The sequence below is a fragment of the Streptococcus sp. k-402 genome, from assembly GCF_013277515.1.
Classification (GTDB): Bacteria; Bacillota; Bacilli; order Lactobacillales; family Streptococcaceae; genus Streptococcus.
On sequence record NZ_VMNB01000005.1, the window covers coordinates 11,373 to 24,284 of the forward strand.

The 12,912-nt window shown below is 42.3% G+C and carries 12 protein-coding genes; 7 read left to right on the forward strand and 5 right to left on the reverse strand.

Going from position 1 to position 12,912, the window contains the following annotated elements; genetic code table 11:
• The first annotated feature begins 160 nt into the window (after nucleotides 1–160).
• On the forward strand, nucleotides 161–1,495 hold the full coding sequence (gene pepC / locus HT724_RS04370; RefSeq protein ID WP_173275170.1) for an aminopeptidase C: 1,335 nt from the start codon (nucleotides 161–163) through the stop codon (nucleotides 1,493–1,495).
• Nucleotides 1,496–1,550: 55 nt separating this feature from the next.
• Here the strand turns inward: pepC and HT724_RS04375 are convergent, their stop codons facing one another.
• The 5 genes from HT724_RS04375 to HT724_RS04395 all read right to left on the reverse strand — a co-directional run bounded on the left by HT724_RS04375 (nucleotide 1,551) and on the right by HT724_RS04395 (nucleotide 6,596).
• Complete coding sequence (locus HT724_RS04375; RefSeq protein WP_050222832.1) at nucleotides 1,551–2,462, reverse strand: PTS system mannose/fructose/sorbose family transporter subunit IID; 912 nt, start codon at nucleotides 2,460–2,462, stop codon at nucleotides 1,551–1,553.
• A gap of 23 nt (nucleotides 2,463–2,485) precedes the next feature.
• On the reverse strand, nucleotides 2,486–3,289 hold the full coding sequence (locus tag HT724_RS04380) for a PTS mannose/fructose/sorbose transporter subunit IIC (protein ID WP_000022715.1): 804 nt from the start codon (nucleotides 3,287–3,289) through the stop codon (nucleotides 2,486–2,488).
• A 27-nt stretch (nucleotides 3,290–3,316) separates the two neighbouring features.
• Nucleotides 3,317–4,306, reverse strand: a complete 990-nt coding sequence (locus tag HT724_RS04385) for a PTS sugar transporter subunit IIB (protein WP_000021975.1) — start codon at nucleotides 4,304–4,306, stop codon at nucleotides 3,317–3,319.
• 233 nt (nucleotides 4,307–4,539) lie between these two features.
• Nucleotides 4,540–5,559, reverse strand: a complete 1,020-nt coding sequence (gene adhP, locus HT724_RS04390; protein WP_173275173.1) for an alcohol dehydrogenase AdhP — start codon at nucleotides 5,557–5,559, stop codon at nucleotides 4,540–4,542.
• A gap of 224 nt (nucleotides 5,560–5,783) precedes the next feature.
• Nucleotides 5,784–6,596 (reverse strand): Cof-type HAD-IIB family hydrolase, encoded by an 813-nt coding sequence (locus HT724_RS04395; protein WP_173275176.1) that lies wholly within the window; start codon nucleotides 6,594–6,596, stop codon nucleotides 5,784–5,786.
• A gap of 189 nt (nucleotides 6,597–6,785) precedes the next feature.
• Between HT724_RS04395 and HT724_RS04400 the strand changes: the two genes are divergently transcribed.
• From HT724_RS04400 to folB, 6 genes are all read left to right on the forward strand, one after another.
• Complete coding sequence (locus HT724_RS04400) at nucleotides 6,786–8,204, forward strand: NCS2 family permease (RefSeq protein WP_173275194.1); 1,419 nt, start codon at nucleotides 6,786–6,788, stop codon at nucleotides 8,202–8,204.
• 52 nt (nucleotides 8,205–8,256) lie between these two features.
• Nucleotides 8,257–8,964, forward strand: coding sequence for a CPBP family intramembrane glutamic endopeptidase (locus HT724_RS04405; protein ID WP_173275197.1), 708 nt, complete (start codon nucleotides 8,257–8,259; stop codon nucleotides 8,962–8,964).
• A 93-nt stretch (nucleotides 8,965–9,057) separates the two neighbouring features.
• The gene (gene folP / locus HT724_RS04410) at nucleotides 9,058–10,032 is read left to right on the forward strand and encodes a dihydropteroate synthase (protein WP_173275200.1); all 975 of its coding nucleotides are present in this window, start codon (nucleotides 9,058–9,060) and stop codon (nucleotides 10,030–10,032) included.
• 1 nt (nucleotide 10,033) lies between these two features.
• Entirely contained in the window at nucleotides 10,034–11,356 is a 1,323-nt protein-coding gene (locus HT724_RS04415) for a folylpolyglutamate synthase/dihydrofolate synthase family protein (RefSeq protein WP_173275203.1), read from the forward strand.
• A complete protein-coding gene (folE, locus tag HT724_RS04420; RefSeq protein WP_000380917.1) occupies nucleotides 11,337–11,891 on the forward strand; it encodes a GTP cyclohydrolase I FolE in 555 nt (184 codons plus the stop codon). Before HT724_RS04415 ends, folE begins: the two co-directional genes overlap by 20 nt.
• A 136-nt stretch (nucleotides 11,892–12,027) precedes the next feature.
• Nucleotides 12,028–12,840 carry a dihydroneopterin aldolase gene (gene folB, locus HT724_RS04425; protein ID WP_172926250.1) on the forward strand — a complete coding sequence of 271 codons (813 nt, stop codon included), beginning with the start codon at nucleotides 12,028–12,030 and terminating at the stop codon, nucleotides 12,838–12,840.
• Nucleotides 12,841–12,912: the final 72 nt, after the last annotated feature.

A 12,912-nucleotide genomic window follows, 5' to 3' on the forward strand; every position in this document is an offset into this window, starting at 1 on the left:
AGTAACATATATACGGCAAAGCGACGTTGACGTGGTTTGAAGAGATTTTCGAAGAGTATAAATTCGAAAGGTGAGGGACAATGTCCTCTCCTTTTATGTTTTTCAGTTGCTTCCTTTGTAAAAAGCGTTATAATAGACTGTAGAATAAAAGGAGGAATCTATGAACGCGATTCAAGAATCATTTACTGATAAACTATTTGCCAATTATGAAGCAAATGTAAAATACCAAGCGATTGAAAATGCTGCCAGCCACAACGGAATTTTTGCAGCTCTAGAACGTCGCCAAAGCCATGTAGACAACACACCTGTTTTCTCATTGGATTTGACCAAGGACAAGGTTACTAACCAGAAAGCATCTGGTCGTTGCTGGATGTTTGCGGCTCTCAACACCTTCCGCCACAAGCTCATCTCACAATACAAACTAGAAAATTTTGAGTTATCACAGGCCCACACCTTCTTCTGGGACAAGTATGAGAAATCAAACTGGTTCTTGGAGCAAGTCATTGCGACTGCAGACCAAGACTTGACGAGCCGTAAGGTTAAATTCCTACTTCAAACACCTCAACAAGATGGTGGTCAATGGGATATGGTGGTATCTCTCTTTGAAAAATATGGTGTCGTGCCTAAGTCAGTTTACCCTGAGTCAGTTTCATCTAGTAGCAGTCGTGAGCTAAATGCCATTCTCAACAAATTGCTTCGTCAAGATGCTCAAATTTTGCGTGACTTGCTTGCTTCTGGCGCAGACCAAGCGACTGTTCAAGCTAAGAAAGAAGACCTCTTGCAAGAAATCTTTAACTTCCTTGCCATGTCACTAGGCCTTCCACCACGTACATTTGACTTTGCTTATCGCGATAAGGATAACAACTACCAAAGTGAAAAGGGCATTACACCACAAGAATTTTACAAGAAATATGTCAATCTTCCTTTAGAAGATTATGTTTCTGTTATCAATGCTCCCACTGCTGACAAGCCTTACGGAAAATCTTACACAGTTGAGATGTTGGGGAATGTAGTTGGTAGCCGTGCAGTTCGCTATATCAACGTTCCAATGGAGCGCTTGAAAGAATTGGCGATTGCCCAAATGCAAGCAGGTGAGACTGTTTGGTTTGGTTCTGATGTTGGCCAGCTCAGCAACCGCAAAGCTGGAATCCTTGCGACAGATGTTTATGACTTTGAATCAAGCATGGACATTAAACTTACTCAAGATAAGGCTGGACGTTTGGACTATAGCGAAAGCTTGATGACCCACGCCATGGTCTTGACAGGTGTTGACTTGGACGAAAATGGTAAATCAACCAAGTGGAAGGTTGAAAACTCATGGGGAGACAAGGTCGGTACAGATGGTTACTTTGTTGCCTCAGACGCTTGGATGGACGAATACACATACCAAATCGTTGTCCGTAAAGAATTGCTGACAGCAGAAGAACAAGCTGCTTATGAAGCAGAACCAATCGTGCTTGCACCATGGGATCCAATGGGTGCCTTGGCTGAATAAAAGCATAGAAAAAAGGAATCAGATTTTAGAACCTGGTTCCTTTTTAGTTGCTTGATTACATGATGTGAAGAACATGTGCCACAATACCCACTGCGAAGAGGGCAAGGATAATAGTGATTGGAGATACTTTTTTCTTAAGTAAGTACATGCAAAGTAAAGTAAGGAGTAGTCCTGATAATCCAGGAATCAACATATCCAAGTTTTGTTGGAAAGTAGTAACTTTTTCAGGTGTTTGAGATAATCCTTGTCCTACTTGTGCGAATGCTTCTTGGATACCTTTAGATCCTTCTGGCAATTTATCCCAATGGATATAAGCCTTTTCATCTAGTTGAACTTTGGAAACATCGAAAGCAAATTTAATATTTACCCAGCGTTGAACAAGGACAGCAAGAATGAACATCCCAAGGATAGAAGCACCTTTAGTGATGTCTTGAAGGATACCGCCAGACATATCTTTAGTGATTTCTGATCCAGCCTTGTATCCAACCTCTTGAACATACCACAAGAATGACATACGAATCAAGTTCCATGCAACAAAGAAGAGGAGTGGACCCAAGATATTGCCAGTAAGGGCAAGTGAAGCACCGAGAGATCCAAGGATTGGGCGTACTGTAAACCAGAATACTGGGTCACCGATACCAGCAAGAGGTCCCATCATACCGATTTTAACCCCTTGGATAGCAGCGTCATCGATTTCCACACCGTTAGCACGTTCTTCTTCAAGTGCAAGAGTAACCCCCATGATTGGAGCAGCTACGTATGGATGAGTATTGAAGAACTCAAGGTGACGCTCAAGAGCAGCGATTTGATCTTCTTTTTTAGTATAGAGTTTTTTGATAGCTGGAATGAGTGTATAAGCCCAGCCCAAGTTTTGCATCCGTTCAAAGTTCCAAGACCCTTGTAAGAAGGTTGAACGCCACCAAACTTTTTTACGATCTGATTTAGTTAATTGAAGTTTTTCAGTCATGATGTTTTCAGTCCTTTCTTATCTTAGTAGTCTTCTAGAATATCGCCGATTGGGTCGTTAGAAGTTGCGGCACCTCCGCCACCATTTCCACCAGTTTTAGAAAGGTGAAGGTAGATAAGAGCGATAGCAACACCGATAGCACCGAATCCGATTAGAGTAATGTCTGATACGGCCGCAAGAACGAAACCAAGAGCAAAGAATGGCCATACTTCACGAGTTGCCATCATGTTGATAACCATGGCGTAACCAACGGCAACGACCATACCACCACCGATAGCCATACCATCTTTGAGCCAGTCTGGCATAGCACTAAGGATACTTTGTACAGTTTCAGTTGGTACCATAAGGAGAAGAGCTGCAGGAAGCGCGATACGAAGTCCTTGGAAAAGTAGCGCAATGAAATGCGCACGCTCCACAGCGCCGAAGTCACCTTTTTTAGCGGCAGCATCTGCAGTATGAACCAAACCAACTGAAATTGTACGAACAATCATTGTCAAGAAAAGTCCAGCTACGGCAAGAGGGATAGCAACCGCTTGGGCAACACCGATACCAGTCTTGGTAAAGTCACCACCAAGAACCATGATAATGGCAGCAGCGACAGAAGCAAGTGCAGCATCAGGAGCGATAGCAGCACCGATATTTGACCAACCAAGGGCAATCATTTGAAGCGATCCACCGAGGATAATCCCTGCTTCCAAGTGACCTGTTACAAGCCCAATAAGGGTACAGGCTACAAGTGGTTGGTGAAATTGGAACTGGTCGAGGATGCCTTCAAGACCTGCAAAGAAGGCTACAACGACTACTAAAACCATAGAAATAATAGACATGTTTAAAATCCTTTCATAAATAATGGCTTATTTGACATTGGCTTTGTTAATCAAGTCAAACAAATCTTTTTTAGAATCATTTGGTACTTTACGGACATCAAATTCAACACCCAAGTCACGCATTTTTTCAAATGTAGCAACATCTTCTTTGTCCATAGACAAAACGGTATTGACCAATGTTTTACCTGTTGAGTGAGCCATAGAACCAACGTTAAGAGTTTTGATTGGCACGCCACCTTCGATGGCACGAAGGGCATCTTGAGGTGTTTCAAACAAGATAAGGGCATGTGTTTCTCCAAAACGTGGGTCTTTTGAAATCTCAATCAGTTTTTGAATTGGAACCACGTTAGCCTTGACATTACCTGGAGCTGCTTGTTTAATCAATTCTTTACGAAGGTCGTCTTTAGCCACGTTATCTGAAGCAACGATGATACGATTTGCTTTTGAATCTGGAGTCCAAGCAGTTGCAACCTGACCGTGAAGTAGACGTGTGTCAAGACGGGCAAGATTGATTTTCAATTTACCGTCTCCGATAACAGTTCCTTCTGGGATAGCAGTTTGGGCAACTGGAGCAGCTGCAGCGCTTGCAACTTCTTCAACTGGATTTAGCTCTTCTGGAAGAGCCTTGATGCCATCTTTGGCTTCTTTAATGATATTAGCAGCGACTTTTTCTACACCTGCAGCAGCGTCCATCAGGCGCTCTGTATAGGCTTGAATCAACATCGGTAAGTTCAGTCCTGTGATGATGGCAAACTTACGCTCAGGATTTTCTCCCATCACGCGACTAGCTTGGTTAAATGGAGATCCACTCCAAAGGTCAGCCAAAACTAGAACCTCATCTTCTGCGTCAAATGCAGCAACAGCGTTATTAAACTTAGCGTATAGATCATCAGGGCCTTCATTTGGCATAAAGGTTACAACTTGAACCTTTTCTTGTTCACCAAAGATCATAGATCCTGACTGATGAATACCCGCAGCAAACTCGCCGTGGCTCGCAATAATGATTCCGATACTCATTATTGTCATTCCTCCTTTTTTGTTTTAGTTTTCGTTTAAGAAAACTTTAAGACTTTTTAAGTATAAACCGTTTTCATATAAAAAGCAACTATTTATCATAAAAAATTAAAAAGCTTTCATTTGCAGATGTTGATATATTGAGTTTTTGGGAAGTAATCTTGAATTCTTATTTAAAAATTTAATATAAAAAAGTTGGAAGCGCATTCCAACTTTTAAAATAGGTTTCTATTAGATTAGTGGGTGAAGTCGAGTACCATACGTCCTTGGATTTGACCTTTTTCCATTTCGTCGAAAATGGCTACGGCATCTTCTATTGGACGTTTTTGAACAACTGGAACTACTAAACCTTCTGCACCGAATTGGAAGGCTTCTTCCAAGTCTTTACGAGTTCCGACAAGAGAACCGATGACTTGGATTCCATCGAGGACTGTTTTAACGATGCTGAGATCCATCATTTCAGAAGGAAGACCGACAGCGACGACGCGACCACCGGCACGAACGGAGTCAACAGCCTGATTGAAGGCAACTTTAGATACAGCAGTTACGACAGCTGAATGAGCTCCTCCATCAGTTTTTTCTCTGATGAGTCCTGGTACATCATCAACTTCTAGGCCGTTAATAACGACATCAGCACCGACTTCCTTTGCAAGGGCAAGTTTGTCGTTGTTGATATCAACTGCGATGACATGAGCATTAAATACTTTTTTAGCGTATTGAACAGCGAGGTTACCAAGTCCACCAGCACCATAAAGGACAACCCATTGGCCTGGTTCAACTTTTGCTTCTTTAATAGCTTTATAGGTTGTTACGCCAGCACATGTGATAGAAGAAGCTTGGGCTGGATCAAGTCCGTCAGGAACTTTGACAGCATAGTCAGCAGTTACGATACATTGTTCAGCCATACCACCGTCTACTGAGTAGCCGGCATTTTTCACTGTACGGCAAAGAGTTTCGCGACCAGTTGTACAGTATTCGCAAGTGCCACATCCTTCAAAGAACCAAGCAACGCTGACGCGGTCACCGACTTTAAGGCTTTTCACACCTGGGGCAATTTCTTTAACGATACCAACACCTTCGTGGCCAAGAACACGTCCTGGTACTTGACCAAAGTCACCATGAGCAACGTGGAGGTCAGTGTGGCAAACACCACAGTATTCAATTTCTACAAGTGCTTCCCCAGTTTCAAGTGGACGGAGCACTTTTTCTTCAACAGCAACACCAGTGCTTTCTGGATTTACAACAACAGCTTTCATAGCTATCCTCCTTGATATTAACTGAGAGCAGGAGAAACAGGACTGGATTGATTTTTTGTCAACAGAGTCGAGTGTGACGAGCTCTCTTGTATTTATATGTGAAGTATATCACAAAAGAAAGCCTTTTCCAAGGTTTTGGAGGCAAAAAGTAGAACAATCGATTAACTGGTTGATGAGACTGTGAAAAGAGCACAAAGACCAGCTTGCAAGCTGGTCAGTATGGACTATAAGAATAAGTCTTGCAGGGTTTTGGCAACTCCGTCTTGGTCATTGGTCAAGGAAATTTGCTCATCAGCATAAGGGAGTAGCTCTGGATTGGCATTTTTCATGGCATAGCCCTTCCCTGCAAAAGCGAGCATTTCGGTATCATTGTGTTCATCTCCAAAAGCAATCAAATCTTTTTTGTCACGGTTCATTACCTTGAGCAAGTAGTCCAAAGCAAATGCCTTATTGACACCTTTTGGGGTACACTCAAGGATATTGAGCGGACCTCCCCAGGTATTGATAGACAGTTGATGCTGGTAGAAGGCGTTCATTTCTTTTGCCAAGGCATACTTGTCACTGGCTCTGGTCTGCAAGAGAATACAGTTAGGGTCCTTGGTCACCAATTCAGGATTGAATTGATCTTCAGGCTGGAAAGCTTCTACACCAAATAGTTTGGGATTGGCAATTTCTTCATTAGGATTTGTAATGTAGAATTTTTTACGATATTCTCCAGCGATAAAATCGGCTTGAATGTCCTCTGAACGTCGAACCATATCTAAAAGATATTTTTTGTCTACCGTCAAACACTTTTCAAAATCCCAAATTTTGTCTGGTAAATGAGTAAGGGAGCCGTTGAAATTAATCATAGGAGTGTTTAAGCCTAGTTCACGGTAGAAATCTTTTGACATGCGGTAAGGGCGACCTGTTGTAATAATAACCTGATGTCCTTTTTCAGTAACTTTTTTAATGGTTTTTTTGGTAAAGTCAGAAATTTGACTGTCTGAGTTGAGCAGGGTTCCATCCAGGTCAACTGCAATAATTTTTTTCGTCATATGGACCTTTCTAGTGTCTTTTCAGATAAGATGTCTTCTATTATAACAGAAAGCAGGCAGAAAAGCAGATTCGAAACAAAAAAAGAAATTTCATCAAATTCTTAAATAAATCAAATAAAGATATTGAAAAAGTGAATGATAAATGATATAATTCTATTATTGTTCGTAAAAATTAAAAGGAGATTGATGATGGACAAATTATTTAAACTAAAAGAGAACGGTACAGACGTTCGTACAGAGGTTCTCGCTGGTTTAACAACTTTCTTTGCAATGAGCTATATTCTCTTTGTAAACCCACAAATTCTTTCGCAAACAGGAATGCCTGCTCAGGGTGTATTCCTCGCAACGATTATCGGTGCAGTTGCTGGTACCCTGATGATGGCCTTCTACGCTAACTTACCTTATGCCCAAGCGCCAGGTATGGGACTCAATGCCTTCTTTACCTTTACAGTTGTATTTGGGCTCGGGTATTCTTGGCAAGAAGCCTTGGCTATGGTCTTCATCTGTGGAATTATCTCATTGATTATTACCTTGACAAATGTTCGTAAAATGATCATTGAATCGATTCCGAATGCCCTTCGTTCAGCTATTTCAGCTGGTATCGGTGTCTTCCTTGCCTACGTGGGAATTAAGAATGCTGGACTTTTGAAATTTACGATTGATCCAGGCAACTATACTGTTGTAGGAGAAGGGGCTGACAAGGCTCAAGCAACGATTGCAGCAAACTCTTCAGCAGTTCCAGGCTTGGTCAGCTTTAATAATCCAGCTGTTTTAGTGGCTCTTGCAGGACTTGCCATTACTATCTTCTTTGTTATCAAAGGGATTAAAGGGGGAATTATTCTCTCTATCTTGACAACAACTGTTCTTGCTATCGCAGTTGGTTTGGTAGATTTGTCTAGTATCGATTTTGCTAACAACCATGTTGGTGCAGCCTTTGAAGACTTGAAGACAGTCTTTGGTGCAGCTCTTGGTTCAGAAGGTTTGGGAGCTTTGATTTCAGATACAGCTCGCTTGCCTGAAACTCTGATGGCCATTCTTGCCTTCTCATTGACAGATATTTTTGACACGATTGGTACCTTGATCGGTACAGGTGAAAAAGTTGGTATCGTAGCAACAAATGGTGAAAATCACCAATCAGCTAAGTTGGATAAGGCTCTTTACTCTGACTTGATTGGTACTTCAATTGGTGCCATCGCTGGTACTTCGAACGTAACGACTTATGTTGAGTCTGCTGCTGGTATTGGTGCAGGTGGACGTACTGGTTTGACAGCCTTGGTTGTAGCTATCTGTTTTGCGATCTCAAGCTTCTTTAGTCCACTTCTAGCGATTGTACCAACAGCCGCTACAGCTCCAATCTTGATTATCGTTGGGATTATGATGTTGGCTAGCTTGAAAAATATCCATTGGGACGATATGTCTGAAGCGGTTCCTGCTTTCTTCACATCTATCTTTATGGGATTCAGCTACTCTATCACTCAAGGGATTGCAGTTGGTTTCTTGACTTACACTTTGACTAAGATTGTTAAAGGTCAAGCTAAAGATGTCCATGTCATGATTTGGATTTTGGATGCTTTGTTTATCCTTAACTACATCAGTATGGCCTTATAATAGTATAACCCAGGGGGATTTTCCCCCTTTTTTAATACAGAGGAGATAGGTGATGAAAGAGAAAAATATGTGGAAAGCATTATTGAATCGTACAGGCTGGCTGTTAATCTTTTTGCTGGCGACAATTTTATATCAGATTCCTATAGGGGTTACTGCTATTTTAACTTTAAATGCAGTACCACTGTTACAGTCAGGACTGATAGTTGCTGGTATTTCGATTGTAGTTTTGGCACTATTTATTTTTGGAGCTCGTAAAACGCAGTTAGCAAGTTTTAATTTTTCTTTTTTCAGAGCTAAGGATTTGGCACGCTTGGGCTTGAGTTATTTAGTTATTATCGGTTCAAATATACTTGGTTCTATCTTGTTACAACTGTCAAATGAGACGACAACAGCTAACCAGTCTCAGATTAACGATATGGTTCAAAATAGTTCTTTGATTTCTAGTTTTTTCTTGCTAGCCTTGCTTGCTCCAATTTGTGAGGAAATCTTGTGCCGTGGGATTGTTCCTAAAAAGATTTTCCGAGGAAAAGAGAACTTGGGATTTGTAGTCGGTACGATTGTGTTTGCTTTATTGCATCAACCAAGTAATTTACCTTCTTTATTGATTTATGGAGGTATGTCGATCGTTCTGTCTTGGACGGCTTACAAGACCCAACGTTTGGAAATGTCTATCTTACTTCACATGATTGTGAATGGGGTTGCTTTCTGTTTGTTGGCTCTTGTGGTGATCATGAGTCGGACATTAGGGATTTCTGTTTAAGATTTTTGACAATTGCTTACTTGTTTCTACTGGGAAAAAGATGAATGCAATCGTGTCCATCTTTTTCTTTTTATGGTAAAATAGAGAAATAATATGATGAAAAGCCTTGAGGGAGTGACCGATATGTCAAGTAAAGCCAATCATGCAAAGACAGCTATTTGCGGAATCATCAATGTAACCCCAGACTCCTTTTCGGATGGTGGTCAATTTTTTGCTCTTGAGCAGGCACTTCAGCAGGCTCGTAAATTGATAGCAGAAGGAGCCAGTATGCTAGATATCGGAGGAGAATCGACTCGGCCGGGAAGTAGCTATGTTGAGATAGAAGAGGAAATCCAGCGTGTTGTTCCAGTGATTAAAGCGATTCGCAAGGAAAGTGATGTCCTCATCTCTATTGATACTTGGAAAAGTCAGGTGGCAGAGGCTGCTTTGGCTGCTGGTGCCAATCTAGTTAATGATATTACTGGTCTCATGGGTGATGAAAAAATGGCCCCTGTGGTAGCTAAAGCGAGAGCGAAAGTAGTCATTATGTTTAATCCAGTTATGGCGCGACCTCAGCATCCTAGCTCACTCATCTTTCCTCATTTTGGCTTTGGTCAAACTTTTACAGAGGAAGAGTTAGCTGACTTTGAAAAAATACCAATCGAAGACTTGATGGAGGCTTTCTTTGAACGAGCATTAGCGAGAGCAGAGGAAGCTGGGATTGCACAAGGAAATATCCTGTTGGATCCAGGAATCGGCTTTGGGCTGACCAAGAAAGAAAATCTCCTCCTTCTACGGGACTTGAAAAAACTCCATCAGAAAGGCTATCCAATCTTTCTTGGAGTGTCGCGCAAGCGATTTGTCATCAATATCCTTGAAGAAAGTGGGTTTGAAGTCAATCCTGAGACAGAGCTTGGTTTCCGAAATCGAGATACGGCTTCTGCTCATGTAACCAGTATCGCTGCGAGGCAGGGAGTAGAAGTGGTGCGCGTGCATGACGTAGTTAGTCACAGGATGGCAGTTGAAATTGCCTCCGCTATTCGTCTGGCTGATGAAGCGGAAAATTTAGATTTAAAACAATATAAATAAGATGAAAGAATTTGAAAATAATCAGTGGATTGCTAACTACCGGACGGATCAACCGCATTTTGGCTTGGAACGAATGGTGGAACTGTTAGCTTTGCGTGGCAATCCCCATCTCAAACTCAAGGTCATCCATATCGGAGGAACTAACGGCAAGGGTTCGACCATTGCTTTTTTGAAAAAGATGCTAGAAAAGCTAGGGCTGAGAGTTGGTGTTTTCAGCTCGCCCTATCTCATTCATTATACAGACCAGATTAGCATCAATGGGGAATCTATTCCCGAGGCTAGACTCGAAACTCTCATGGCAGACTATCAGTCTTTACTGGAAGGGGAATCGGCTGCCAATTTGCAGGGGACAACCGAGTTTGAGATTATCACAGCTATAGCCTATGATTACTTTGCCGCAGAGCAAGTAGATGTGGCCATCATGGAAGTTGGCATGGGTGGACTTTTAGATAGTACCAATATTTGCCAGCCTATTCTAACAGGCATCACGACCATTGGCTTGGATCATGTGGCCCTACTTGGTGACACCTTGGAGGCCATAGCAGAGCAGAAGGCAGGCATTATCAAACAAGGAACTCCCTTGGTGACAGGTCGTATCGCTCCAGAAGCCTTGGCTGTGATTGACCGCATTGCGGAAGGGAAAGATGCGCCGAGATTTGCCTACGGGACAGATTATCAGGTCAGCCATCAAAAGAGTGTGGTGACAGGCGAAGTCTTTGACTATACAAGTGTTGTCAGAAAAGGTCGCTTCCAGACTGGCCTGCTTGGTTTGCACCAGATAGAGAATGCTGGGATGGCCATAGCTTTACTTGATACTTTTTGTCAAGAAGATGGGCGAGAGCTAGTAAGCAATCACCTGCTTGGTCAAGCCTTGGAAGAAACAAGATGGCCGGGGCGTCTGGAAATCGTGTCAAGAGATCCCTTGATGATTTTGGATGGAGCCCACAATCCCCATGCTATCAAGGCCTTATTGGCAACCTTGCAAGAACGCTTTGCGGATTATCGTAAGGAAATCCTCTTTACTTGTATCAAAACCAAGGCCTTGGAGGATATGTTGGACTTGCTGGGGGCCATACCAGATACCGAGCTTACTCTAACCCATTTTGCGGATAGTCGGGCGACTGATGAAAGCCTGCTGAAAGAGGTAGCCAAGTCTAGAAATCTCAGCTGCCAAGGTTGGCAGGATTTTCTAGAGCAGAAATTGACAGATAAAAAAGAAGAGAAACAAACAGTTAGGATTGTCACAGGTTCTTTATATTTCTTGAGCCAAGTGAGAGCCTATCTGATGGAGAGGAAGAACGAGAATGGATACACAAAAGATTGAAGCAGCTGTAAAAATGATTATCGAGGCTGTAGGAGAGGACGCTAACCGTGAGGGCTTGCAGGAAACACCTGCTCGTGTAGCCCGTATGTATCAAGAGATTTTTTCAGGTCTTGGTCAAACAGCGGAGGAACATTTGTCAAAATCCTTTGAGATTATTGATGATAATATGGTGGTAGAAAAGGATATTTTTTTCCATACCATGTGTGAACACCACTTCTTGCCATTTTATGGGAGAGCGCATATTGCCTATATTCCAGATGGCCGTGTGGCAGGTTTATCTAAGCTAGCCCGTACGGTTGAAGTTTATTCGAAAAAACCACAAATTCAAGAACGTTTGAATATCGAAGTGGCCGATGCCTTGATGGAGTATCTAGGTGCTAAAGGAGCCTTTGTTGTCATTGAGGCGGAACATATGTGTATGAGCATGCGTGGTGTCAGAAAACCAGGTACTGCAACCTTGACGACAGTAGCTCGTGGTCTATTTGAAACAGATAAGGACCTTAGAGATCAGGCTTATCGTTTAATGGGACTATAATACTCTTCGAAAATCAAATTCAAACCACGTCANNGTGTTTTGAGCAGCCTACGGCTAGCTTCTTAGTTTGCACTTTGATTTTCATTGAGTATAAAAAGAATCCGCTTTGGGCGGATTTTTCTAGAAAGGAATCATTATGGATCAACTGCAGATTAAGGATTTGGAAATTTTTGCCTATCATGGTCTTTTTCCTAGTGAGAAGGAATTGGGGCAGAAGTTTGTCGTTTCAGCTATCCTATCCTATGATATGACCAAGGCAGCGACAGATTTGGATTTAGCAGCCTCTGTCCATTACGGAGAATTGTGCCAGCAGTGGACGACTTGGTTTCAGGAAACGAGTGAGGATTTGATTGAAACAGTAGCCTACAAACTGGTGGAACGTACTTTTGAGACCTATCCTCTTGTCCAAGAAATCAAGTTGGAACTGAAAAAGCCTTGGGCGCCAGTGCATTTGCCACTAGATACATGCTCAGTAACCATCCATCGCCGTAAGCAACGAGCCTTTATCGCCCTAGGAAGCAACATGGGAGATAAGCAAGCGAATTTGGAGCAAGCCATTGAGAAAATGCGAGCTCGTGGCATCCATATTCTTAAAGAGTCCAGTGTTTTGACGACGGAGCCTTGGGGTGGTGTGGAGCAGGATAGCTTTGCTAATCAGGTGGTTGAGGTAGAAACATGGTTGCCTGCCCCAGTCTTGTTAGAAACATTGTTGGCTATTGAGACAGAGATGGGACGGGTGCGAGAAGTGCATTGGGGACCTCGTTTGATTGATTTGGACTTGCTCTTTGTGGAGGACCAGGCCATTTACACAGATGAGCTTATCTTGCCCCATCCTTACATAGCAGAACGCCTTTTTGTTCTTGAGTCTCTACAAGAAATTGCGCCTCATTTTATCCATCCGACATTAAAGCAACCTATTCGCAACTTGTATAATGCTTGGAAACAATAGAAAAAACTCTAGTTTTCAGTCACTTGCAACTGAAGGCTAGAGTTTTTATACTCTTCGAAAATCTCTTCAAAC

Excerpts from the sequence above, each read along its gene's own strand:
- folB (WP_172926250.1), top strand. The coding sequence starts at position 12,028 with ATGGATCAACTGCAGATTAAGGATTTGGAAATTTTTGCCTATCATGGT.
- HT724_RS04380 (WP_000022715.1), bottom strand. The coding sequence starts at position 3,289 with ATGTCTATTATTTCTATGGTTTTAGTAGTCGTTGTAGCCTTCTTTGCA.
- HT724_RS04405 (WP_173275197.1), top strand. The coding sequence starts at position 8,257 with ATGAAAGAGAAAAATATGTGGAAAGCATTATTGAATCGTACAGGCTGG.
- folE (WP_000380917.1), top strand. The coding sequence starts at position 11,337 with ATGGATACACAAAAGATTGAAGCAGCTGTAAAAATGATTATCGAGGCT.
- adhP (WP_173275173.1), bottom strand. The coding sequence starts at position 5,559 with ATGAAAGCTGTTGTTGTAAATCCAGAAAGCACTGGTGTTGCTGTTGAA.
- HT724_RS04395 (WP_173275176.1), bottom strand. The coding sequence starts at position 6,596 with ATGACGAAAAAAATTATTGCAGTTGACCTGGATGGAACCCTGCTCAAC.
- HT724_RS04415 (WP_173275203.1), top strand. The coding sequence starts at position 10,034 with ATGAAAGAATTTGAAAATAATCAGTGGATTGCTAACTACCGGACGGAT.
- HT724_RS04385 (WP_000021975.1), bottom strand. The coding sequence starts at position 4,306 with ATGAGTATCGGAATCATTATTGCGAGCCACGGCGAGTTTGCTGCGGGT.
- folP (WP_173275200.1), top strand. The coding sequence starts at position 9,058 with ATGATGAAAAGCCTTGAGGGAGTGACCGATATGTCAAGTAAAGCCAAT.
- pepC (WP_173275170.1), top strand. The coding sequence starts at position 161 with ATGAACGCGATTCAAGAATCATTTACTGATAAACTATTTGCCAATTAT.
- HT724_RS04375 (WP_050222832.1), bottom strand. The coding sequence starts at position 2,462 with ATGACTGAAAAACTTCAATTAACTAAATCAGATCGTAAAAAAGTTTGG.
- HT724_RS04400 (WP_173275194.1), top strand. The coding sequence starts at position 6,786 with ATGGACAAATTATTTAAACTAAAAGAGAACGGTACAGACGTTCGTACA.